Here is a 23336-nt window from a genome sequence, read left to right on the forward strand (position 1 = left end):
AAAAGAGAGGAGGATAAAAATAAAGAAAAATTAACCGCACTTCATCATAACAAATTAAGTATCATGAAAAATCTACTTACCAATTCTCAACCCTCTCAATCGGATTATGTTAACGCGATTGTTAAACTTGGCTCCAGAGTATATGAAGCCGCTACTGTAACCCCGCTACAAAAAATGGGGAAATTATCCGAGCGCCTACATAATAATATTTGGATTAAACGTGAAGACCGCCAGCCAGTAAATAGCTTTAAGCTGCGTGGTGCCTATGCAATGATTTCCAGCCTTTCCAATGAACAAAAACAGGCGGGTGTCATTGCTGCTTCTGCAGGTAATCATGCGCAAGGCGTAGCCTTATCAGCGAAACAACTTGGGCTAAAAGCATTAATTGTTATGCCACAGAGCACGCCAAGCATTAAAGTGGATGCAGTCCGTGGTTTTGATGGTGAGGTGTTGCTGCACGGAGCCAATTTTGATGAAGCTAAAGCTAAAGCGATTGAGCTTTCAAAATCTAAACATATGACATTTATTCCACCGTTTGATCATCCATTGGTGATAGCGGGTCAAGGTACGTTAGCGATGGAAATGCTGCAACAAGTGGCTGATTTGGATTATGTCTTTGTTCAAGTTGGAGGCGGTGGTCTCGCCGCTGGCGTAGCCATTTTACTCAAACAATTTATGCCGGAAATTAAAGTGATCGGTGTCGAGTCCAAAGATTCAGCCTGTTTGAATGCTGCTTTAGAAAAAGGTGAACCTACAGATTTAGCACACGTTGCCCTGTTTGCTGATGGTGTAGCAGTAAAACGTATTGGTGATGAAACATTCCGCTTATGCCAGAAATATTTGGATGGTATGGTGTTGGTGGATAGCGATGAAGTTTGTGCCGCAATGAAAGATTTATTCGAAAATGTGCGCGCGATCGCCGAACCATCTGGTGCTCTAGGTCTAGCTGGTTTGAAAAAATACGTAAAACAAAACAATCTAGAAGATAAAAACATGGCAGCGATTTTATCCGGTGCCAACCTTAACTTCCATACTTTACGTTATGTTTCAGAACGTTGCGAAATTGGTGAAAACCGTGAAGCTTTATTGGCGGTAACCATGCCTGAGCAACCTGGTAGTTTCTTAAAATTTGCCCATGTCATCGGTAATCGAGCAGTAACAGAATTTAGTTATCGTTATGCAGATAACCAAAAAGCTTGCATTTTTGTTGGTGTGCGAACGACTAATGAAGCAGAAAAAGCAGACATTATTGCTGATTTAACGAAAAATGGCTTTGATGTTGAAGATATGTCTAATGACGACATTGCTAAAACACACATTCGTTACTTGATGGGTGGACGAGTTTCAAACCGTAATGAGCGACTTTATAGCTTTGAATTCCCAGAACAAAAAGGAGCTTTACTGAAATTCTTAGAAATATTAGGTAAACGCTGGAATATTTCATTGTTCCACTATCGTGCGCATGGTGCCGATTACGGTAATATCCTTGCAGCATTTCAATTAGAAGAAAAAGATAACACAGAATTTGAGCAAGCTTTAACACAACTCGGTTATGTTTATGAAGATGTAAGCGAAAGTAAAGCTTATCGATATTTCTTAAGATAGAAACAAAAAGAGCGGTCAAAATGACCACTCTTTTTTTATTACCATAAATTTATCGTTTTGATTTAACGAGTTTTTCAGTAAGCTCGTAAGCACGAAGTTTCGCTAACTCTCTAGAAAGTTTCGCTACAAGTAGGTCATGATCTACATCAGAAATATGAGCCACAATATTTTCTTCTGCTTGGCGTTTTGCATTCAAGATGCGTTCAGCATCCAACTCTTCTCCACGAATTGCTACATCAGCGAGTACTGTTACAACTGTAGGTTGTATTTCTAAAAAACCACCTGAAACATAAATAACTTCTTCAGTTTCATTTTTAAGCGTAAATTTGATAATGCCAGGCTTAATCGCAGTAAGTAAGGGAGTATGACCAGGTAAAATACCAAGCTCTCCTTCAATACCTGTTGCTCTAAGTTGTGTTACATCACCTTCAAAGATTTTATCTTCGGCACTCACGATAATGAGTTTTAATGTTGCCATTTTAGTTCTCCTTCAATAACTTGAAGCGATTACATATTTTTGGCTTTTTCTAGCACTTCTTCGATCGAACCTACCATATAGAACGCTTGTTCTGGAATATGATCGTATTCACCGTCTAAAATACCTTTGAAACCACGAATAGTATCTTTTAATGATACATATTTACCTGGAGAACCGGTAAATACTTCAGCAACGAAGAATGGCTGTGATAAGAAACGTTCAATTTTACGAGCACGTGCCACTACTAATTTGTCTTCTTCTGATAATTCGTCCATACCAAGAATAGCGATGATATCTTTTAATTCTTTATAACGTTGTAGGATACCTTGTACGCCACGAGCAACATCATAATGTTCTTGACCCACGACTAACGGATCTAATTGGCGAGAAGTCGAATCCAACGGGTCAACTGCTGGATAAATACCTAAAGATGCAATTTGACGACTTAATACAACGGTTGAATCTAAGTGTGCGAATGTTGTTGCTGGCGATGGGTCAGTCAAGTCATCCGCAGGCACATATACCGCTTGAACAGAAGTAATAGAACCTGTTTTGGTTGAAGTAATTCGTTCTTGTAACACACCCATTTCTTCCGCTAATGTTGGTTGATAACCTACCGCAGATGGCATACGACCTAAAAGTGCCGATACTTCGGTACCTGCAAGGGTATAACGATAGATATTATCAACAAAGAATAATACATCACGGCCTTCATCACGGAATTTTTCAGCCATAGTTAAACCAGTTAATGCAACACGAAGACGGTTACCTGGCGGCTCATTCATTTGACCATAAACCAAGGATACTTTATCTAATACGTTAGATTCGGTCATTTCATGATAAAAGTCATTACCTTCACGAGTACGCTCACCAACTCCCGCAAATACAGAATAACCAGAATGCTCAATCGCAATGTTACGGATTAACTCCATCATATTTACGGTTTTACCCACACCCGCACCACCGAATAGACCTACTTTACCACCTTTTGCGAATGGACAAATTAAGTCGATAACTTTAATCCCTGTTTCTAATAATTCTGTACTGTTAGATTGTTCTTCATAGCTTGGCGCTGCACGATGGATAGACCAACTTTCTTCTGCACCAATTTCACCCCGTTCATCAATAGGTTCACCCAATACGTTCATAATACGACCAAGGGTTTTTGTACCTACAGGCACTTGAATTGGGTTACCCGTGTTGTCCACTTTTAAGCCACGTTTTAAACCATCAGATGTACCTAATGCGATACAACGAACTACGCCGCCACCTAATTGTTGTTGAACTTCAAGGGTTAAACCTGATTCAACTTTTAATGCATCATAAACTTTTGGTACTGCATCTTGTGGGAATTCAACGTCAATCACCGCACCGATGATTTGAACAATTTTACCTGTTGCCATTACCGTTCCTCTTTTCGTTAAATTGCAGCCGCACCGGCGACAATTTCATTTAATTCATTTGTAATACTCGCTTGACGAGCTTTGTTATAAACTAACTGCAAGTCATTAATTAAGTTACCCGCATTATCTGTTGCCGCTTTCATTGCAACCATACGAGCAGCTTGCTCGGAAGCAAGGTTATCCACCACAGATTGATACACTTGTGATTCTAAATAACGAGTTAATAAGCTATTTAATAACGCTTTAGGATCTGGCTCATAAAGATAATCCCAAGTGTGTTGTCTTTGCTCTAAATTATCCGTTTCTAATTCTGGTAATGGTACTAATTGTTGATAAATAGGGGATTGAGACATCGTATTGATAAACTTGTTATAAGCAATATAAATCGCATCAATTTCACCTTTACGATAGGCCTCAAACATCCCATTTGCAACACCAAGCAATGCTTCCATTGCCGGATTATCACCGAGACCTGAGAGCTGTTCATTAACAGGCAATCCTAGTGAACGAAAGAAATTAATGCCTTTTGAACCAATTAATCCTAATTGAACATTAACACCTTTCGTTTTCCATTGTTTGATTTCTGTTACCACCGTTTTAAATAAATTTATATTTAAACCGCCACACATTCCTCTATCTGTAGAAACGACTAAAATGCCGACATTCTTCACATCTCTTTCTGCTAGAAATGGATGTTTGTAACCAACATTCGCTTTAGAGACATGGCTGATAACATTTCGTATTGTTTCAGAATACGGACGAGACGCTGCCATACGATCTTGCGTTTTACGCATTTTCGAAGTCGCCACCATTTCCATTGCCTTAGTAATTTTTTGTGTACTTTGTACGCTGGCAATTTTGGTTTTTATCTCTTTTGCACCTGCCATTTTATTTCTCCGTTACTTTTACCATGCGCTATTGGCTTTAAAATTATCCAAAATTGTTTTCAATGTGTTTTTAATCTCATCATTGTAATTACCAGTTTTGGTTAATTCAGCCATAAAATCGCCATGAGTACGGTATGCATAATCTAAAAGTGCGGTCTCAAAACTTGCAATTTTTTGCAATTCCACATCTTCTAAATAACCAAACTCAACAGCAAAAAGTACAATGGCTTGTTCAGCCACACTGAGGGGTGCATATTGTCTTTGTTTTAACAATTCAGTAACTTTTTCACCGTGCGTTAATTGTTTACGTGTCGCATCATCCAAATCAGATGCAAACTGAGCAAACGCAGCTAATTCACGATATTGAGCTAATGCAGTACGGATACCACCAGCTAATTTTTTCACTACTTTAGTTTGTGCAGAACCACCCACACGAGATACCGAAATACCAGGGTTTACCGCTGGACGAATACCAGAGTTAAACAAGTTAGATTCTAAGAAAATCTGACCATCGGTAATCGAAATTACGTTGGTTGGAACGAATGCAGAAACGTCACCCGCTTGAGTTTCAATAATAGGAAGAGCGGTTAAAGAACCAGTTTTTCCTTTTACTGCACCTTGAGTAAATTTTTCTACGTATTCTTCATTTACACGTGCTGCACGTTCAAGTAAACGTGAGTGTAGATAGAATACGTCACCTGGATAGGCTTCACGACCTGGTGGACGACGTAATAATAATGAAATTTGACGATAAGCAACGGCTTGTTTTGATAAATCATCGTAAACAATTAACGCATCTTCACCGCGATCACGGAAATATTCACCCATTGCACAACCAGCATAAGGTGCTAAATATTGTAAAGCAGCTGATTCAGATGCAGATGCCGCAACAACGATAGTATTTTCAAGTGCACCGTGCTCTTCTAATTTACGCACTACGTTTGCAATAGTCGACGCTTTTTGACCGATCGCGACATAGATACATTTAATACCTGAATCACGTTGGTTAATGATAGCGTCGATTGCTAATGCTGTTTTACCCGTTTGACGGTCACCGATGATTAACTCACGTTGACCACGACCGATTGGCACCATGGAGTCAACCGCTTTATAACCGGTTTGTACAGGCTGATCAACAGATTTACGATCGATAACACCTGGTGCAATCACTTCAACAGGAGAGAAACCATCGTTTTCAATTTCGCCTTTGCCATCAATTGGTTGACCAAGTGTGTTTACCACACGACCTAATAAACCACGACCAACTGGTACTTCAAGGATACGGCCAGTACATTGTACTTCCATACCTTCCGCTAAATCTGCGTAAGGACCCATTACTACCGCACCAACAGAATCACGTTCAAGGTTAAGTGCCATTGCGTAACGGTTACCTGGTAAGGCGATCATTTCGCCTTGCATCACATCGCTTAAACCGTGAACACGAATAATCCCATCACTTACAGAAACAATTGTCCCTGTATTACGGGCTTCGCTCACCACGTCGAATTGAGCGATGCGTTTTTTAATCAATTCACTAATTTCTGTTGAATTTAGTTGCATCTTGTATTCCTCTTATAATTGCAACTCGTTTGCGAGACGAGTAAGTTGCCCACGGCTACTTCCGTCAATCACAAAATCTTCTGTACGAATCACTACACCAGCAATCAGTGAGCTATCTACATTGCAATTTAATTTCACTTTGCGAGCTAATCTTTTTTCCATTGCAGCTGCAATTTTTTCGATTTGTGTTGCATTCAATGGTTGTGCAGACGTTACTTCAACTTCTGCAATAGCTTGATGTTCTTCCACATAATGTTTAAATTCTTCAAACACGGTAGGAATCGCACTCAAACGCTTATTTTCAGCCATTAACCGAATAAGATTTTGCCCATATTGATCCAATTGTTCGCCACAAATAGAAATTACTGTATTAGCTAATTTCTGTGCAGAAAGAGAACTACTTAAGTAAGCTTTTACCGTCTCATCTTCAGCTACGGCGGCAGCGAAACCTAACATTTCAGTCCATTTTTCGACCGCACTTTGTTCAATGGCAAAGTCAAATGCAGCTTTTGCATAAGGGCGAGCTATTGTAGTTAATTCTGACATAAGCTAAGCCTCTTATAACTCTGCAACTAATTTATCAATAATGTCATTGTTTGCCGCTTCATCAATAGAACGACCCACAATTTTCTCAGCACCAGCCACTGCTAATGAAGCTACTTTAACACGTAATTCTTCTTGAACACGTTTACGTTCAGCTTCTACTTCAGCATAACCTTGTGCAATAATTTTTGCTTTCAGTTCTTCGGCTTCAGCCTTCACTTCGTCTAACACTTCATTACGACGTTTATTCGCTGCATCTAAAATTTCTTGAGCTTGTACTTTTGCAGCTGAAAGTTCTTGTTCAACAAGATTTTTCGTATCTGCTTGCTCTTTTTTAGCTGCTTCAGCTGACGCTAAAGCGTTCGCAATTTGACTTTGACGAGTTTCAATCGCATTAATAATTGGTGGCCAAACAAATTTCACACAAAACCATACAAAAATAATAAAGGCGATGGTTTGACCAATTAATGTTGCATTAATATTCACAACATACCTCCTTCGTTAATTAGGAAATTTGTTGTTTATTAACCTAATAATGCAGCAAATGGATTTGCGAATGCGAAATATAAACCGATACCTACCGCGATCATCGCAATCGCATCAAGAAGACCTGCAACAATAAACATCTTAGTAAGTAGTGAATTAGCTAATTCAGGCTGACGAGCGGCAGACTCAAGATATTTACCGCCAAGAAGACCAAAGCCAATCGCAGTACCTAACGCAGCAAAAGCAAGCATAATCGCAGAAGCAATGATTGTTGCACTAATTACAGTTTCCATAAATTTTCTCCGTTGTTGAGAGTTGAGTTGTTAAATAAAAAATAAAAATTAATGTTCCGCTTTATTATATGCAATACTCAGGTAAACCACAGTAAGCATCATAAAGACGAAGGCTTGTAATGCGATGACCAAAATATGGAAAATCGCCCACACCAACTGCAATGGCACACCCAGTGCAGCCACAAATGCATTGGCTGAATACATCACGGCAATCAAAATAAAGATCAGCTCACCAGCATACATATTTCCGAATAAACGAAGTGCTAATGAAACAGGCTTTGAGATCAACGTCACGGATTCAAGAAGAAGATTAACAGGGATAAATGCCCAATGATTGAAAGGATGTAAAGTGTATTCTTTTGCAAGACCTTTAATACCCTTAGATTTAATCGTATAAAAAAGGATCAATACAAATACTGAAATCGACATTGCAAATGTCATATTCATATCCGTAGTCGGCACAGCTCGTACAGGAATATGATGATCACCTGTAATAATAGCAAACAACTGGGGAATATAATCCACAGGTAGCAAATCAATAGTATTCATAATCATCACCCATACGAAAATGGTTAAAGCCAACGGCGCTATCACATCTCGTTTGCCGTGATAATTTTCTTTTACCACACCATCAATCCATTCTACAGCCATTTCAACAGCACATTGTAGTTTACTCGGTACACCTGCTGTTGCTTTTTTAGCCACTTTACGAAAAATAGCTAAGAAAAGGAAACCACACAACACAGAGAAGAAAAACGTATCAAGATTAAACGTCCAAAAACCTTCACCTGCTGTAAGATAAGTTAAATGGTGTTGGATATATTCAATTGAAGTTTGTCCAGACATAATCGATCCTTTGTAGAAAAAATTAAGATCTATTTAACAAAAACGGAATAAAATTATTCAACGCTAATGCTGTAAAAAAACCAACAAAAAACAAAATAAAATGTGAGATAACAAGCCATTTAAAGGACACCCCCACAAGCACAATCATTAACATAAACTTTAACGCTTCACCACGATAAAATGCCGTTAATTTTGTTGAAAAATCTTGTTTACGAAAAAAAACAATATAAGCAAAAGCACAAAATGGTACAAAAGCACTAATAAATCCTAAACTAAAATCTACCGCACTTTCACCTTGCCAAAGCGCAACTAACAAACCAAAAACAACAAGACAGACTGATTCAATGATTATCGCCTTTTGATATCGATTTTTGGCCTGCGTTAAAACCTTAGACATTATCTTATTTTTTTAAAATACAAAAACTACCTAATTATACCCGTGCTACAAAGAGTTTCAACTTTTAAACCACTAAAAAATGTTAAACAAATCACACTTTTAAAAAATAATTAACAAAATAGCCGTAAAAAAAGTGTGTTTTATCGTAAAACGATTAAATGTCGCTCACCTATAAGCTCTGGTACATGCAAAGTTATCACGTCTTTTACTTCGAATTTTTTGTCTAATTCTTGAACTTCATCTTCGTGATAAATGCCTTTCAAAGCATAAAAATACCCATTTTCTTTTGGCAAATGATGACACCAATCTGTCATATCTTTTAACGAAGCAAATGCACGACTTAATACTCCGTCAAATTTTTGTTCAGGTTGGTATTCCTCAACACGGCTAAGAACAGGTTCTACATTTGTTAGTCCTAACTCACGTACTGCATTTCGAATGAAGCTAATACGCTTACCTAAACTATCTAACAAGACAAATTGCTTGGTAGGATTAATAATGGCCAAAGGCAGTCCTGGCAAGCCTGGACCTGTTCCTACATCTATAAAACGATCCCCTTGTAAATAAGGACTAACAACAATACTATCCAAGATATGTTTTACTAACATCTCTTGCGGATCACGTACAGAGGTTAAATTATAAGCCTTGTTCCATTTATTGAGTAATTGTACCAACTGAATCAGCTGATCTTTTTGTAGATCGGTTGATTGAATTTCTGCTTGAGCCAGTAAATTTTCGAGTTTTGCTTTCATTTTTCTATCTATCTTGTCTGTTTGTCGCCATTCTACTTGAAAGTGCGGTTAAAATCCTTAGTGTTTTTATTTCAGTAAAAATTTAGCCTACTAATTACATCTTTTTAATTTGTAATATAAAAAAGTGCGATGAAAATTCACCGCACTTTTGCTTTCAATACCTGAGAAGTTTACTCCCCACGTTTTAGCATGCCTTGTTTTTTCAAATTCACCAGAATAATTGAAATTGCTGCAGGAGTAATGCCTGAAATTCGGCTCGCTTGGCCAATGGAAACCGGACGATGCTGTTCTAACTTCGCACGTACTTCATTAGATAAACCAGACACTTTGCTGTAATCAAAGTTAGCCGGGATAGCCGTATTTTCGTGGCGTTTTTGTTTTTCAATTTCTTCTTGTTGATGCTCAATATAGCCTTGATACTTAATAGCAATTTCCACTTGTTCTACAGCTTCTCTATCTTCCATTGCTGGTTTGTATGGCGTTAAAGAAGTCAAAATATCGTAGGTCATTTCTGGACGGCGTAATAAATCTTCACCGTTGGCTTCACGCACAAGTGGGCTGCCAAGCACTTTATTGGCTTCTTCTAAATATTCAGAACGCGGATGCAACCAAATGCTGCGTAAGCGTTGGCGTTCCTGTTCGATATTTTCCATTTTTTGATTAAAGCGAGCCCAGCGAGCCTCATCAATCAAACCTAATTCATGGGCAATTGGTGTTAAACGAATATCCGCATTGTCTTCACGTAATAACAAACGGTATTCTGCACGAGAAGTGAATACGCGATACGGTTCTTTGGTACCTAGCGTACAAAGGTCATCCACCAATACGCCTGTATAAGATTGATCGCGACGTGGATACCATGCCTCTTTTTCTTGTACATAAAGACCTGCATTAATCCCGGCCAATAAGCCTTGTGCCGCCGCCTCTTCATAACCTGTTGTACCGTTAATTTGACCCGCAAAAAATAAACCAGAAATAGCTTTAGTTTCTAATGTTGGTTTTAAATCTCGTGGATCAAAATAATCATATTCAATGGCATAACCTGGTTTAATGATGCGCGCTTTTTCCAAACCTTTCATAGAATTCACAATGCCCATTTGCACATCAAACGGCAAACTGGTAGAGATCCCGTTTGGATACACTTCGTTACTGGTTAAGCCTTCTGGTTCCAAATAAATTTGATGTGAATTACGATCAGCAAAACGCATTACTTTATCTTCAATGGATGGGCAATAACGTGGACCGATCCCTTCAATCACTCCGGTATACATTGGACTGCGATCCAAGTTATTACGGATCACTTCATGGGTTTGTTCATTGGTATGGGTGATATAACAAGGAATTTGTTGAGGGTGATCATCCACTGATCCCATAAAAGAGAATACCGGTAATACGGCATCACCATGTTGTTTAGCCAATATATCGAAATTGATCGTGCGTGCATCAATACGCGGTGGTGTACCCGTTTTCAAACGATCTACACGTAAATTCAAATCACGTAAACGATGAGAAAGTGTAACGGATGCCGGATCACCTGCACGGCCTCCTTCATAATGTTCTAAACCTATATGGATCTTACCCGCTAAGAAAGTACCGGCAGTTAAAATAACCGATTTAGCACGGAATTTAAGCCCCATTTTGGTTTCCACACCACAAACGCGATCTTGCTCAATTAAAATATCGGTCACTTCTTGCTGGAAAATATCTAAATTTGGTTGATTCTCCAGTGCGATGCGTACCGCTTGACGATATAACTCCCGGTCAGCTTGAGCACGAGTTGCACGTACAGCAGATCCTTTACTGCTGTTTAAAGTACGAAATTGAATACCGGCTTTATCCGCTGCATGAGCCATAAGGCCACCCATCGCATCAATTTCTTTCACTAAATGGCCTTTACCAATGCCACCAATGGCTGGATTACATGACATTTGTCCTAGGGTATCGACATTATGTGTCAATAACAGAGTTTTTAATCCCATACGTGCTGGTGCTAATGCCGCTTCTGTACCAGCATGACCGCCACCAACAACGATCACATCATAATTTTCGGTGTAAAACATATCTCTCTCTTTGTCTTTAATTTGATCTTCGATCTAAAAATAGGCGCTATTCTACTGAAAATTACGTGTGCTTGAAAGCAAGAATTCAATCTGTGATAAGAGAAGATCGAAAGGTAATAAAGATAAGATCTATTTATATATAAAGATCTTATTATTGTTACTATTATGATCCTTTTACCTTGTGAATAAGATCCTTTTCCTTTTTTAAATGAAGAAGTTAGATCATTTTAGACTTTGTTGAAATGTCATCAGTTTGGAGGCTTTTTCTTGTGGATAACCTTCAATTTTATCCACAGTTAAAACAATCATCATATTTACTCAGTGGAAAAGAACAAGTTTTTGACAGGTTTTATTAAAGTTACCCACAGATAATTTTTTTGGATAATAGATAAAGAAAAAGCGATAACTCAAATTATCGCTTTATTATGACTAAAGTGCATGAATAAATTGTGGTAACCAATCTTCCGCAAATTGTTCTTGATCATCAACATACAAGACATCGATTTTTAAACTCTCGCAGATTTTGACCGCACTTTTTTCACTTAATTGTGTTTCGACTTTATTCACGGCATGACAGAATGTATCGTAATCTGAATTACCTAAGCCTACAACGGCAAAGCGGAGAGAAGAGAAATCTTTATCTGATGCCGCAATTTGTTCAAAAAGTGGTTTTAAATTATCAGGTAATTCACCTGCACCATGTGTTGAAGTGACGATCAACCAAATATTTTCATCAATCACCTCATCAAGTTCTGGTCCGTGGAAAAGTGCGGTAGAAAAATCTTGTGTTTTTAATACATCTTCTAAATGCTCCGCCACATATTCAGCGCTGCCTAATGTACTGCCTGAAATCAAACAAATATGCATATTCTTTCCTAATAAAAAAGGCTTAGATTTTCTAAGCCTTTATAGTCATTATACGTTGTCGAATTTACCCAACAATGAACGAATGTGTTCTTGCCAGTTGCGGTGTTCATTTCTAAGTTGCTCGTTTTCATGTTGCAATGCTTCTACCGCTTGTTGAGATTGATTTTTTTGTTCTTTTAATTCTTCTACTTCAAGTTGAAGTAATTGAATGGTTTCTACTGCTTGTCTAATTTTTTCTTCAAGCTGATCTAAAATTTCTAAAGACATAGTGATTTCCTTTTTTAAAATAAGTCCGAAATGACTTCATTTTACCCACTTAATCTTATTTTTAAAAGCTTCTTATCAAAAATTATTAGGCAAACGTTTGCTTAGTGATAAAATAGCGAGACTTTTTGCATTGGGAGAGAAAAATGAATCGTGCATTAGCTATTGAATTTTCAAGAGTAACCGAAGCAGCTGCATTAGCGGCTTATACTTGGCTTGGACGTGGTAATAAAAATGCGGCAGATGAGGCGGCAGTCAAAGCCATGCGTTATATGCTGAATTTAATCCATATGGACGGTGAAATTGTGATTGGTGAAGGGGAAATTGATGAAGCCCCAATGCTTTATATTGGCGAAAAAGTGGGATCAGGTAATGGTGAACTCGTTTCTATTGCGGTTGATCCGATTGATGGCACACGAATGACAGCAATGGGACAATCAAATGCGATTTCGGTATTGGCGGCTGGTGGTAAACGTACTTTTTTAAAAGCGCCTGATATGTATATGGAAAAATTGGTTGTCGGTCCTGAAGTAAAAGGCATGATTGATTTAAGTTTACCGATTGAGCAAAACCTGCGCCGTGTAGCTTCTCGTTTAGGTAAATCCTTATCGGATTTAACGGTGATGGTACTCGCTAAACCACGCCATGATGAAGTGATTAAGCAAATGCATAATCTAGGTATTCGCGTGATGGCCATTCCAGATGGTGATGTTGCTGCTTCGGTTTTATGTTGTTTACCGGATGCTGAAGTGGATATGGTTTATGGCATTGGCGGTGCACCTGAAGGTGTGGCAGCTGCCGCTGCAATTCGTGCATTAGGTGGAGATATGCAAGCTCGCCTTATTCCACGTAATGAAGTGAAAGGCGATACAGAAGAAAACCATAAAATTGCCGCTGAAGAAGTTCAACGTTGTGAAGCCTTAGGTGTGAAGGTCAATGAAATCTTAAAATTAGAAGATTTAGTACGTGATGATAATCTTGTTTTTGCTGCAACGGGAATTACGCACGGTGAATTACTCAAAGGAATTTCTCGTCGTGGTAACTTAGCAACTACAGAAACCTTATTAATCCGTGGTAAATCACGCACCATTCGTAAAATCCAATCCATCCATTATCTTGATAGAAAAGATTCTGAAATCTATGAGATTTTAAGAAATTAGTAAAAATAAAAGAGCGGTCATAAAAAACAATGAATTTTTTGACCGCTCTTTTTTATTTCTTACAGCATTTTCTTCAATTGATACAGATAAGCTAAGGCTTGTTTTGGACTTAATTCATCTGGATCAAGCTGCTCAATGGCTTCACGTAAAGCATCTGACTCTGCTTCAAAAGCCAATTCACCTTGATATTGATTTAATGCTCTCAAATGTTGAATTTGTTGATCACCATTTTGTGCTGACAATTTTTCTAACTGATGTAATTTTTGCTTCGCCAGTTTAATCACAGATTGAGGCACACCAGCCAGCGCTGCAACAGCAAGACCATAACTTTTACTTGCTGCACCGTCTTGAACCGCATGCATAAAGGCGATGGTATTGTTATGTTCTAATGCATCTAAATGAATATTCGCAATACCTTCAATTTTTTCTGGTAGTGCCGTGAGTTCAAAATAATGGGTCGCAAATAACGTAAGAGAACGGGTTTTCTTCGCTAACCATTCGGCACAAGCCCAAGCTAAAGAAAGCCCATCATAAGTAGACGTCCCTCGTCCAATTTCATCAATCAGAACCAAACTTTGTGAAGTGGCTTGATGGAGAATGTTCGCCATTTCGGTCATTTCTACCATAAATGTAGAACGACCGGATGCTAAATCATCAGAGGCTCCAATTCGAGTAAAAATACGATCAATTTGCCCAATAACCGCACTATCAGCCGGCACAAAACTGCCTATATAGGCCATTAACGTAATTAAAGCTGTTTGGCGCATATAGGTACTTTTACCACCCATATTTGGGCCAGTAATAATCAGCAAATGACGTTGCTGATTGAGATTCACAGGGTTAGCAATAAAGGGGTCTTTTAAGACTTGTTCCACTACAGGATGACGACCATTTTCAATCTTTACACCAATTTCATCACTAAATTGTGGAGCAACATAATTTAAGGTTTCTGCTCGTTCTGCGAGGTTAACTAACACATCTAATTCAGACAATGCTAAGCTGGCTAACTGTAATTGACCTAAATGTGGCAACAATAAATCAAATAATTCATCATAAAGTTGCTTTTCTAAAGCAAGCGCCGCGCCTTTTGATTTTAAAACCTTGTCTTCATATTCTTTTAATTCAGGAATAATGTAGCGTTCGGCATTTTTTAAGGTTTGACGACGAACATAATGAATCGGTGCTTTATGAGCTTGCCCTTGGCTGATTTGAATGTAATAACCATGCACCGCATTAAAGCCAATTTTTAAGGTATCAATGCCTGTGCTTTCTCGTTCGCGTTGTTCTAAATTTTCTAAATATTGCGTTGCGCCAGCGGAAAGGGTTCGCCATTCATCTAATTCGGCATTATAGCCTTCAGCAATAACGCCACCATCGCGAATTAATAACGGAGGGGTTTCAATAATTGCTTTTTGAAGTAGCTCGATTTGCGCTGAAAAATCATCAATTTGTACAGAAAGTGCGGTCAAATTTGACGATGTTTTTGTATGAATCAGAGATTTTATCGGTTCAATTTGTTCTAATGCAGTACGTAAACGCGTGAGATCTCTAGGACGTGCGGAACGCAGTGCTATACGAGCAAGAATACGTTCCATATCCCCCACTTGTTGCAAATAAGGCTGCAATTCGTGATACAAATCTTGCTCAATAATTTCACCAATAGTTTTTTGGCGTTTTAATAGAATGTCTGTTTGACGGATAGGTTGATGAATCCAACGTTTTAACAAACGACTACCCATTGGTGTAACACATTTATCTAATACCGAAGCCAGCGTGTTTTCTGTGCCACCCGCAAGATTTTGAGTGAGTTCTAAATTTCGGCGTGTTGCAGCATCTAATTGAATATTATCGTTATTTTGAATAACACTAATGCTTTGAATATGTGGAAGAGAAGCACGTTGTGTTTCTTTTGCATATTGCAATAAACAGCCTGCTGCTGCCAAGCCAAGAGGTGATTTTTCTACACCAAATGCACGTAAATCTTTCGTACCAAATTGACGATTAAGTTCTGAAATCGCGGTACTAAGTTCAAATTCCCAAATTGGACGACGGCGTAGGCCTTTATAAGGTTCGATAATGGCCATTTCAGCAAAATCTTCACAATAAAGTAATTCTACAGGATTAATACGCTGTAATTCAGCTTGCAAGGCTTCTTTTGAATGAGGTTCACAAAGCTGGAAGCGTCCAGATGTCATGTCTAATGTGGCTAGACCGAATTTTTCTTTTTCCTGATAAACCGCCACAATTAAGTTATCTTGGCGTTCTGGTAAAAGCGCTTCATCACTTACCGTACCTGGTGTCACAATTCGTACAATTTTTCGTTCAACCGGCCCTTTTGATGTGGCGGGATCACCCACTTGCTCACAAATGGCTACAGGTTCACCTAATTGCACTAATTTTGCTAAATAGCCTTCTACCGCATGATAAGGCACGCCAGCCATGGGAATGGGATTACCTGCTGATTGTCCACGTTTAGTTAAAGAAATATCTAACAACGCCGCCGCTTTTTTTGCATCATCATAAAAAAGCTCATAAAAATCCCCCATTCGATAAAATAACAAAATGTCAGGATTTTCTGCTTTTAACTTGAGATATTGCTGCATCATCGGCGTATGCTGCTCGAAATTATCTTGTAAATTCATCACGTTATCCAGGAATAAATATAGATATAAATTATTAGAAGTTTAATATTCTAATTTTAACTGGTTATTGTATGAATTGTTGGAACAAAAAGCCACTGATAGCAAAAAATAACAAAAGTTTTTGTTCTATTTGATCAGTTTTATAACTTCTTCTGTTAAACGTCCTATTTCTTGCCAATTTTTTGTATTAATTAGTTTTTTATCAACAAACCAAGAACCTCCACAAGCCAATACATTTGGAATTGCAAGATAATCTTTAATATTTTGTAAATCAATTCCTCCTGTAGGCATTATTTTTAGCTGGCTGTAAGGTCCTAATAATGCTTTGATCATTTTTATACCACCAGAAGCTTCAGCTGGGAAAAATTTTACAGTATCAATACCTAGTTCTAAAGCTGCTTCAATAGACATTGGATTATTTATACCAGGAGTGATTGGTAAATTTAAATCTTGGCACAATTTTACAATTTTTTTATTAAATCCTGGAGTTACAACAAAATCAGCACCTGCATTTTTTGCTTGAAAAACTTGTTCTGATGTTAAAACTGTACCAGCTGCAATGAGAAAATCTGGACGTTCTTGACGTAATAATTTAATAGCTTCTGCAGCAAAAGAGGATCTGAAAGTAATTTCAGCTATAGGTAAACCATTTTCAGCTAATGTGTCTGCAAGTGGTAAAATGTCTTTTTCGTTATCTAGAGCTATAACTGGTACAATCTTAAACTTACGAAGTTTTGATTCAATTTCATTTAATGTTAATGACATGATACTTTCCTATTTAAAGTAATGTTTTGCATTATTAAAGCAGATATTCTCAATCATTTTTCCTAATAAATTAAGGTCATTTGGAACTTCACCTTTTTCTACCCATTCACCAATCATTTCACAGAGAATTCTACGAAAATACTCATGACGAGTGTAAGATAGAAAACTACGGGAATCAGTAAGCATTCCAACAAATTGACTTAATAAACTTAATTGAGATAGTTGTTGCAGCTGACGTTGCATACCATCTTTTTGATCATTAAACCACCAACCTGATCCAAATTGAATTTTTCCTGAAATGCCACCTGTTTGGAAATTACCAATCATGCTAGCAATCATTTCATTATCACGAGGATTTAAGCAATATAAAATGGTTTTTGGAAGTTGATTAGTTTTATCCATTTCATCTAGCAAGTGAGATAACTGTTCTGCATAAGTTCGGTCACCAATAGAATCAAATCCACTATCAGCACCTAATAAAGAAAACATTCTGCTGTTATTATTACGGATAGCACCAATATGCATTTGCATCACCCATTTACGTTTACAATATTCACCTGCCAACCAAACTAAAATTGCAGTGCTAAATTGAGCTATTTCATGTTCTAATATTTGTTTATTTTGAAGACGTTTTTGCAAAATTTGAGTTAATGTAGTTTCATCGGGTATAGGTGCAAAACGAACAATTTCCATCCCATGGTCAGATGATTTACAACCATGTAAGTCAAAATACTCAAGACGTTTTGATAATGCTTTTTGTAAGTCTGAAAATGTATAAATTTCTACATCAGAAACTTCACTTAGTTGTTTTATATAATCGTTAAATTGAGGTAATTCAATTTTTAATACTTTATCAGGTCGCCAACTAGGGACAACATCAATATCAAATGAATTGTCTGCTTGAATTGATTTATGATAGCGTAAATCATCAATAGGATCGTCTGTTGTTCCGACTAATTTAACATTCATTTGTTGCATAATTCCACGTGCTGAAAATTCGGGTTGCTGCAATAATTCATTGCATCTGTTCCAAATTTTTTCCGCATTTTGTGGATTAAATAATGTATCTTTAATACCAAATGGGCGACGTAATTCTAAATGTGTCCAGTGATAAATAGGGTTACCAATACAAAGTGGAACAGTTTTTGCCCAAGCTAGATATTTTTGATAATTATCAGTTTTACCTGTAATAAGATCTTCAGATACACCAGCCGTACGTAAGGCTCGCCATTTATAATGATCACCTTCTAACCAAATTTCTGCTAAATCTTTAAATTGACGGTTTTCTGCTATTTCTTTTGGATTTAAATGACAGTGATAATCAAAAATAGGCTGTGCTTTTGCATAGTCATGATAGAGTGTTCTCGCTGTATCAGTTGAAAGCAAAAAATCTTCATCCATAAATAGTTTCATATTAAGTCTCCTTATACTCCACTGTATGCAGAAAAACCACCATCAACAGGTAAAATCACCCCATTCACAAAGCTAGCATACTCTTCATCTATTAAGAAAAGTAATGCACCTAATAGCTCTTCTGGTTCACCAAAACGGCCCATAGGTGTATTAGTTAAAATTTTATTAGCACGAGCTGTAGGATTACCTTGAGCATCAAAAAGTAATGTACGATTTTGATTACTTACCAAAAAACCTGGAGCAATAGCATTACATCGAATTCCAACTTTAGAAAAGTAAACAGCCAGCCATTGCGTAAAGTTACTGATAGCTGCTTTTGCACCAGAATAAGCAGGTATTTTTGTTAATGGAGTGAAAGCATTCATGCTAGAAATATTAACGATATTTGCACCTGGTTTTCCAAGCATATCTTTAGCAAAGACCTGTGTTGGTAATAAGGTACCTAAATAGTTAAGGTTGAAAACAAATTCAATACCTGATTTATCTAAATCAAAGAAAGTTTTGGTTGTTTCATTTAAGTCAAATTGATGGAATTCATTATCAGTTGTTGCTTTTGGATTATTCCCACCTGCACCATTAATTAAAATATCACAAGTACCAAAATCTTTAGATATTTGATTTCTAACAGATTGAATATTTTCTAATTCTAACACGTTAGCTTTATAGGCTTTTGCTATACCGCCAGACTGATTAATTTCTTCTGCAACAATATTTGCTGCATCAAGATTTATATCTAATAAAGCTATTTTTGCTTTAGTTTTTGCAAGTTGTTTTGCCAGGAATGCACAAAGTACACCACCAGCACCAGTAATAACAATAAGTTTGTTTTCTAAGTTATGTTTTGCTGCAATATTCATAACAAATTCCTCCATTAATTAAATTCAGATTTAAGATAAGAAGTGGCTGTTTTATCAATAATTGCCCCTTTATGTTGAATCACTATTCCGGCAAGTTTATTACCTTGTTGGCAACAAATTTCTAATGATTTACCTGTTAAATAGCCTTGTAAAAAACCTGCATTAAACGAGTCGCCAGCAGAAGTTGTATCTATTACATTATTAATAATTTGAGTTGCAACTTGAGCTGTTTTTCTTTGATCTTTATCATAAAAAATAGCTCCATTTTGACCGCACTTTAAAATCACTTTTGGAATGCCAATTTGTTTTAAACGGTGTAATGTTTCTTCTTCGTTTGTGTCATTCCATAGAGCTTTTTCATCATCTAATGTAACTAGAGCTAAATCAACTAAAGGTAATAGTTGTCTATAATATTCTTGTGCTTCTTGTAAATTTTCCCAAAGTTTAGGACGAAAGTTACTATCAAAGACAATTTCAATTCCTTTTTGGTGTAGGTTTTCTAAAATTTTAATCAATAAAGTGCGGTCATTTTTAGGTAAAATAGCAAGAGAAATACCACTTAAGTAGATCATATCCATTTTTTTTAATTGATTAACAATATCAGAAAAATTAGAATTTGAGAGAAGATACCGAGCAGCAGAATCATTTCTCCAATATAGGAATGTTCTTTCCCCCTTTTCATCAAGTTGAATCAAATACAAGCCTGGTTGATGTTTTGAATCAAGTAAAACACAATCTGTATTTATTCCATCATTTTGCCAATGGGTTAACATTTCATAGCTTAATTTGTCAGTACCTAAAGCTGAAACATAATGAATAGAAACGTCTTCTTTTTTACTTATACGAGATAAGTATGTCGCTGTATTTAAAGTATCCCCACCATAGCTTTGCCACATATTCCCAAATGGTTTACCATTTAGTTCAATCATGCATTCACCAATGAGTGCAATTTTTTTCATAAAACCCTCTTAAATAGAAAAAGGATACGGAATTCCGTATCCTTTTCCGCTAATATTATTTTGTTGCTAATGAATCAATTTTTTCAATATAGTCTTTAAGAACAGGATTTTGTTTCGCTACATCATGCATTGACTTTGTTGCTTCAATAAACGGAGTTTTATCTACTTTCACAAATTCAACACCTAGTTTATCTTTTGCCTCTTGTGTGGTTTCAGCAATCATTTTTTGCCATAAATCTTTATGATACATCATTGAATCGTCAGCGGCTTTTTTTAGTGCTTTTTGCTGTTCTGGAGTAAGTTTATCCCAAGATTTTTGACCGATAACTAATACATCTGGAATCATAGTGTGTTCATCTTCACTATAGAATTTAGCCACTTCACCATGACGAGCTAGAGTTAGTGCTGTTTGATTATTTTCAGCCCCATCTACTACTTTCTGTTGTAAGGCAGTGTAGAGTTCTCCATAAGCTAAAGGAGTTGGAGATGCTCCCATTAATTTAATCATTTCAACAGCCGTTGGACTTGGCTGAACACGAATTTTCATACCTTTTAAATCTTCAGGAGATTTAATTGGTTTAGCCGCATAAAAACTACGAGCGCCGCCATCATAGTAAGTTAAACCGATAAAACCTTTATCTTTAGAGGCATCAAGAATTTTTTGTCCGATGTCTTTGTCTGTTAATACTTTGTAATAATGATCTACATCGTGGAATAAATATGGAATATTGAATGCACCGTAGGATGGTTCAAATGCTTCTAATTCACTAGCATTTGATTTAGCCATATCTAAGGATCCAGCTTTGAGTAATTCCATTGATTCTCGCTGGGTTCCTAATTGACTATTAGGATAAATGCGGATTATTACTTCACCATTTGTTAATTTTTTAACTTCATCAGCCATATATTGCATCGAAATATGAACAGGGTGGGTTTTGTCATTATTGTGACTTAATTTCAATGTTGTTTTCGCTGATGCTGAAAGCGATACACCTGCAGAAAGAGCAATAGTTAAAGCAAAAGCAAGTAGGTTTTTCTTAGTACGCATAAAAATCTCCATACATATATTAAGAATTTTATAAATAATAATGTTAGCGACCAACAGCATTTGATGTCGTTATTTTGTAATATTGCAAATATTTTAAAAGTGGTCAATCCAATTTTTTTAAATTGGTGATCCAGATCACGAATTTAATAAAAAAAATTTGCAAAAAAAGAAAAGTTAAAGATAATTGGTAAACCATTTTATAATAAAAACTCTATAGGAGGCTAGTACGATGAATAGATTCATCTTAATAATGGACAAAATACTTTCTACATTATGTGTTGTATTAAGTTCATTCCTAGTATGTTGTGTTGTATGGCAAGTTATGTCTCGCTATATTCTTAATGCACCAAGTACTTATACTGATGAAATTGCCCGATTTTTATTTATTTGGGTTGGTCTTGTTGGTGCAGCCTATGCTTTAGGTAAAAAGAAGCATTTAGCTATCGATCTTCTCGCTATTAAATTAGAAAACTCACCAATTAATCAAAGTCGTTTATTTCTCGTGATTAATCTTATTAGTATTGCTTTCTCTGCAATTATTATGTGCTATGGTGGAATAAATTTAGTACTTGATACTTTTAGCAATGGCCAGCTTTCGCCTGTTCTTGGTATCCAAATGGGGCTGATCTATTTTGCAATTCCTTTAAGTGGCTTTTTTATGCTGATTTATTTAATACGTGATGTTTATGAAAATCTCAAGACCATCACAAGTAATCAATCTCAAATTATGGTTAAAGGTGAATAAAATGGATTGGTCAAGTGTTATTGTTCTATGTTCTAGTTTCTTTATTTTACTATTTATTGGTGTACCAATTTCATTTTCTATTGGATTGGCATCATTATTAACGATTTCTCTTTCCATTCCTTTTGATTCTGCTATTGCAGTAATTTCTCAAAAGATGGCATCAGGTTTAGATAGTTTCTCATTATTAGCTATTCCATTCTTTATTTTGGCAGGGAATATTATGAATCGTGGAGGTATTGCTATTCGACTTATTGAATTTGCTAAAGTACTTGGAGGTCGTTTACCAGGCTCACTCGCTCACGTTAACGTGTTAGCTAATATGATGTTTGGCTCTATTTCGGGATCTGCAGTTGCAGCGGGAGCTGCAATGGGTGGAATAATGTCACCTCTTCAAAAAAAAGAAGGGTATGATCCAGCTTTCTCTGCAGCAGTAAATATTGCATCTTGTCCTACAGGTCTACTTATTCCACCAAGTAATACTTTTATTGTGTATTCTTTAATTTCAGGTGGAACGTCTATTGGTGCATTATTCTTAGCTGGATACATTCCAGGAATTTTAATGGGACTTTCCATAATGGTAATTATTGGGTTTATTGCGAAAAAAAGAAACTATCCAGTATCTCCTAAGCCAACAAAATCCGAAGTCGTTAAAAAAACCTTAGATGCATTACCAAGTTTAGGTTTGGTTATTGTGATTATGGGAGGGATTATTGGTGGTATATTTACAGCAACTGAAGCTTCAGCGTTTGCAGTAGTGTATACCTTGGTATTAGCTGTAATCTTCTACCGTGAAGTGAAAATTAAAGAGTTACCAGGAATTATTCTTGAATCTGTATTAACAACTTCTATCGTCTTACTTTTAATAGGCACTTCCATGGGGATGTCTTGGGCAATGGCTAATGCGGATATTCCTTACACTATCAGTGATGCTCTGTTGGATATTTCAGATAACCCTATAGTCATACTTTTAATTATCAACATTATTTTATTAATTGTTGGTGTGTTTATGGATATGACGCCAGCACTTTTAATTTTTACCCCAATTTTCTTACCAATAGTGACTGAATTAGGTATGGATCCTGTTCATTTTGGTATTTTGATGGCATTTAACTTATCTATTGGTATTTGTACCCCTCCTGTTGGTAGCGCATTATTTATCGGTTGCTCTGTTGGTGGAGTAAGAATTAATCAAGTAATTAAGCCTCTTTTACCATTTTATATTGTTCTTATTTTAACCTTATTATTAGTAACCTATATTCCATCACTTAGCTTAGCTTTACCACAAATGCTGTTAGGCTATTAATTC

Annotated in this window: 23 protein-coding genes; 4 read left to right on the forward strand and 19 right to left on the reverse strand. The window is 36.7% G+C overall.

Annotated features, from left to right (window positions below):
• The first annotated feature begins 63 nt into the window (after positions 1-63).
• A complete protein-coding gene (ilvA, locus tag ACXVWB_RS08880) occupies positions 64-1605 on the forward strand; it encodes a threonine ammonia-lyase, biosynthetic (protein ID WP_289902355.1) in 1542 nt (513 codons plus the stop codon).
• 49 nt (positions 1606-1654) lie between these two features.
• On the opposite strand, the gene ACXVWB_RS08885 is transcribed toward ilvA, so the two are convergent.
• The 13 genes from ACXVWB_RS08885 to ACXVWB_RS08945 form a co-directional block, all read right to left on the reverse strand.
• The gene (locus ACXVWB_RS08885) at positions 1655-2083 is read right to left on the reverse strand and encodes a F0F1 ATP synthase subunit epsilon (RefSeq protein WP_289902356.1); all 429 of its coding nucleotides are present in this window, start codon (positions 2081-2083) and stop codon (positions 1655-1657) included.
• Positions 2084-2112: 29 nt separating this feature from the next.
• On the reverse strand, positions 2113-3486 hold the full coding sequence (gene atpD, locus ACXVWB_RS08890; RefSeq protein WP_049355597.1) for a F0F1 ATP synthase subunit beta: 1374 nt from the start codon (positions 3484-3486) through the stop codon (positions 2113-2115).
• Positions 3487-3503: 17 nt separating this feature from the next.
• A complete protein-coding gene (atpG, locus tag ACXVWB_RS08895) occupies positions 3504-4373 on the reverse strand; it encodes a F0F1 ATP synthase subunit gamma (protein ID WP_289902357.1) in 870 nt (289 codons plus the stop codon).
• 18 nt (positions 4374-4391) lie between these two features.
• Entirely contained in the window at positions 4392-5933 is a 1542-nt protein-coding gene (atpA, locus tag ACXVWB_RS08900) for a F0F1 ATP synthase subunit alpha (RefSeq protein WP_289902358.1), read from the reverse strand.
• A 12-nt stretch (positions 5934-5945) separates the two neighbouring features.
• Positions 5946-6479 carry a F0F1 ATP synthase subunit delta gene (gene atpH, locus ACXVWB_RS08905; RefSeq protein WP_049355600.1) on the reverse strand — a complete coding sequence of 178 codons (534 nt, stop codon included), beginning with the start codon at positions 6477-6479 and terminating at the stop codon, positions 5946-5948.
• Between the two features lie 12 nt (positions 6480-6491).
• The gene (atpF, locus tag ACXVWB_RS08910; RefSeq protein ID WP_049355601.1) at positions 6492-6962 is read right to left on the reverse strand and encodes a F0F1 ATP synthase subunit B; all 471 of its coding nucleotides are present in this window, start codon (positions 6960-6962) and stop codon (positions 6492-6494) included.
• 38 nt (positions 6963-7000) lie between these two features.
• Positions 7001-7255: a F0F1 ATP synthase subunit C gene (gene atpE, locus ACXVWB_RS08915; protein ID WP_005632219.1), complete on the reverse strand. Its 255-nt coding sequence runs from the start codon at positions 7253-7255 to the stop codon at positions 7001-7003.
• 48 nt (positions 7256-7303) lie between these two features.
• Positions 7304-8101: a F0F1 ATP synthase subunit A gene (gene atpB / locus ACXVWB_RS08920; RefSeq protein ID WP_049355602.1), complete on the reverse strand. Its 798-nt coding sequence runs from the start codon at positions 8099-8101 to the stop codon at positions 7304-7306.
• A 22-nt stretch (positions 8102-8123) separates the two neighbouring features.
• Positions 8124-8498, reverse strand: a complete 375-nt coding sequence (locus ACXVWB_RS08925) for an ATP synthase subunit I (RefSeq protein ID WP_049355603.1) — start codon at positions 8496-8498, stop codon at positions 8124-8126.
• A 140-nt stretch (positions 8499-8638) separates the two neighbouring features.
• Entirely contained in the window at positions 8639-9250 is a 612-nt protein-coding gene (rsmG, locus tag ACXVWB_RS08930; RefSeq protein WP_297568727.1) for a 16S rRNA (guanine(527)-N(7))-methyltransferase RsmG, read from the reverse strand.
• Between the two features lie 170 nt (positions 9251-9420).
• Complete coding sequence (gene mnmG, locus ACXVWB_RS08935) at positions 9421-11310, reverse strand: tRNA uridine-5-carboxymethylaminomethyl(34) synthesis enzyme MnmG (RefSeq protein ID WP_458485325.1); 1890 nt, start codon at positions 11308-11310, stop codon at positions 9421-9423.
• A gap of 429 nt (positions 11311-11739) precedes the next feature.
• Positions 11740-12177 (reverse strand): FMN-binding protein MioC, encoded by a 438-nt coding sequence (gene mioC / locus ACXVWB_RS08940; protein WP_049355606.1) that lies wholly within the window; start codon positions 12175-12177, stop codon positions 11740-11742.
• Positions 12178-12225: 48 nt separating this feature from the next.
• Positions 12226-12444 carry a cell division protein ZapB gene (locus ACXVWB_RS08945; protein ID WP_014064476.1) on the reverse strand — a complete coding sequence of 73 codons (219 nt, stop codon included), beginning with the start codon at positions 12442-12444 and terminating at the stop codon, positions 12226-12228.
• 143 nt (positions 12445-12587) lie between these two features.
• Between ACXVWB_RS08945 and glpX the strand changes: the two genes are divergently transcribed.
• Positions 12588-13601, forward strand: a complete 1014-nt coding sequence (gene glpX / locus ACXVWB_RS08950) for a class II fructose-bisphosphatase (RefSeq protein ID WP_289902361.1) — start codon at positions 12588-12590, stop codon at positions 13599-13601.
• A 59-nt stretch (positions 13602-13660) separates the two neighbouring features.
• On the opposite strand, the gene mutS is transcribed toward glpX, so the two are convergent.
• The 6 genes from mutS to ACXVWB_RS08980 all read right to left on the reverse strand — a co-directional run bounded on the left by mutS (position 13661) and on the right by ACXVWB_RS08980 (position 21285).
• Positions 13661-16243, reverse strand: a complete 2583-nt coding sequence (mutS, locus tag ACXVWB_RS08955; protein ID WP_289902362.1) for a DNA mismatch repair protein MutS — start codon at positions 16241-16243, stop codon at positions 13661-13663.
• A 126-nt stretch (positions 16244-16369) separates the two neighbouring features.
• Positions 16370-17008, reverse strand: coding sequence for a bifunctional 4-hydroxy-2-oxoglutarate aldolase/2-dehydro-3-deoxy-phosphogluconate aldolase (locus ACXVWB_RS08960; RefSeq protein WP_289902363.1), 639 nt, complete (start codon positions 17006-17008; stop codon positions 16370-16372).
• A gap of 9 nt (positions 17009-17017) precedes the next feature.
• Positions 17018-18421, reverse strand: a complete 1404-nt coding sequence (gene uxaC, locus ACXVWB_RS08965) for a glucuronate isomerase (RefSeq protein ID WP_178162419.1) — start codon at positions 18419-18421, stop codon at positions 17018-17020.
• An 11-nt stretch (positions 18422-18432) separates the two neighbouring features.
• Positions 18433-19278 carry an SDR family oxidoreductase gene (locus tag ACXVWB_RS08970; protein ID WP_178162417.1) on the reverse strand — a complete coding sequence of 282 codons (846 nt, stop codon included), beginning with the start codon at positions 19276-19278 and terminating at the stop codon, positions 18433-18435.
• Positions 19279-19292: 14 nt separating this feature from the next.
• Positions 19293-20237, reverse strand: a complete 945-nt coding sequence (locus tag ACXVWB_RS08975) for a sugar kinase (RefSeq protein WP_178162415.1) — start codon at positions 20235-20237, stop codon at positions 19293-19295.
• A 55-nt stretch (positions 20238-20292) separates the two neighbouring features.
• Complete coding sequence (locus ACXVWB_RS08980) at positions 20293-21285, reverse strand: TRAP transporter substrate-binding protein (protein ID WP_458485326.1); 993 nt, start codon at positions 21283-21285, stop codon at positions 20293-20295.
• A 229-nt stretch (positions 21286-21514) separates the two neighbouring features.
• Between ACXVWB_RS08980 and ACXVWB_RS08985 the strand changes: the two genes are divergently transcribed.
• Positions 21515-22030 carry a TRAP transporter small permease gene (locus tag ACXVWB_RS08985; RefSeq protein ID WP_178162412.1) on the forward strand — a complete coding sequence of 172 codons (516 nt, stop codon included), beginning with the start codon at positions 21515-21517 and terminating at the stop codon, positions 22028-22030.
• 1 nt (position 22031) lies between these two features.
• Entirely contained in the window at positions 22032-23333 is a 1302-nt protein-coding gene (locus ACXVWB_RS08990; protein WP_178162410.1) for a TRAP transporter large permease, read from the forward strand.
• Positions 23334-23336: the final 3 nt, after the last annotated feature.

The sequence above is a fragment of the Haemophilus sp. SZY H53 genome (assembly GCF_054332375.1).

What these genes read in the sequence shown, in the direction of transcription:
- ACXVWB_RS08990 (WP_178162410.1), top strand. Translation starts at nt 22,032, where the DNA reads ATGGATTGGTCAAGTGTTATTGTTCTATGTTCTAGTTTCTTTATTTTA.
- atpB (WP_049355602.1), bottom strand. Translation starts at nt 8,101, where the DNA reads ATGTCTGGACAAACTTCAATTGAATATATCCAACACCATTTAACTTAT.
- ACXVWB_RS08975 (WP_178162415.1), bottom strand. Translation starts at nt 20,237, where the DNA reads ATGAAAAAAATTGCACTCATTGGTGAATGCATGATTGAACTAAATGGT.
- ACXVWB_RS08970 (WP_178162417.1), bottom strand. Translation starts at nt 19,278, where the DNA reads ATGAATATTGCAGCAAAACATAACTTAGAAAACAAACTTATTGTTATT.
- uxaC (WP_178162419.1), bottom strand. Translation starts at nt 18,421, where the DNA reads ATGAAACTATTTATGGATGAAGATTTTTTGCTTTCAACTGATACAGCG.
- ilvA (WP_289902355.1), top strand. Translation starts at nt 64, where the DNA reads ATGAAAAATCTACTTACCAATTCTCAACCCTCTCAATCGGATTATGTT.
- atpG (WP_289902357.1), bottom strand. Translation starts at nt 4,373, where the DNA reads ATGGCAGGTGCAAAAGAGATAAAAACCAAAATTGCCAGCGTACAAAGT.
- ACXVWB_RS08925 (WP_049355603.1), bottom strand. Translation starts at nt 8,498, where the DNA reads ATGTCTAAGGTTTTAACGCAGGCCAAAAATCGATATCAAAAGGCGATA.
- mioC (WP_049355606.1), bottom strand. Translation starts at nt 12,177, where the DNA reads ATGCATATTTGTTTGATTTCAGGCAGTACATTAGGCAGCGCTGAATAT.
- ACXVWB_RS08985 (WP_178162412.1), top strand. Translation starts at nt 21,515, where the DNA reads ATGAATAGATTCATCTTAATAATGGACAAAATACTTTCTACATTATGT.
- ACXVWB_RS08945 (WP_014064476.1), bottom strand. Translation starts at nt 12,444, where the DNA reads ATGTCTTTAGAAATTTTAGATCAGCTTGAAGAAAAAATTAGACAAGCA.
- glpX (WP_289902361.1), top strand. Translation starts at nt 12,588, where the DNA reads ATGAATCGTGCATTAGCTATTGAATTTTCAAGAGTAACCGAAGCAGCT.
- atpH (WP_049355600.1), bottom strand. Translation starts at nt 6,479, where the DNA reads ATGTCAGAATTAACTACAATAGCTCGCCCTTATGCAAAAGCTGCATTT.
- ACXVWB_RS08885 (WP_289902356.1), bottom strand. Translation starts at nt 2,083, where the DNA reads ATGGCAACATTAAAACTCATTATCGTGAGTGCCGAAGATAAAATCTTT.
- rsmG (WP_297568727.1), bottom strand. Translation starts at nt 9,250, where the DNA reads ATGAAAGCAAAACTCGAAAATTTACTGGCTCAAGCAGAAATTCAATCA.
- atpA (WP_289902358.1), bottom strand. Translation starts at nt 5,933, where the DNA reads ATGCAACTAAATTCAACAGAAATTAGTGAATTGATTAAAAAACGCATC.
- atpD (WP_049355597.1), bottom strand. Translation starts at nt 3,486, where the DNA reads ATGGCAACAGGTAAAATTGTTCAAATCATCGGTGCGGTGATTGACGTT.
- atpE (WP_005632219.1), bottom strand. Translation starts at nt 7,255, where the DNA reads ATGGAAACTGTAATTAGTGCAACAATCATTGCTTCTGCGATTATGCTT.
- mnmG (WP_458485325.1), bottom strand. Translation starts at nt 11,310, where the DNA reads ATGTTTTACACCGAAAATTATGATGTGATCGTTGTTGGTGGCGGTCAT.
- ACXVWB_RS08980 (WP_458485326.1), bottom strand. Translation starts at nt 21,285, where the DNA reads ATGCGTACTAAGAAAAACCTACTTGCTTTTGCTTTAACTATTGCTCTT.
- ACXVWB_RS08960 (WP_289902363.1), bottom strand. Translation starts at nt 17,008, where the DNA reads ATGTCATTAACATTAAATGAAATTGAATCAAAACTTCGTAAGTTTAAG.
- mutS (WP_289902362.1), bottom strand. Translation starts at nt 16,243, where the DNA reads ATGAATTTACAAGATAATTTCGAGCAGCATACGCCGATGATGCAGCAA.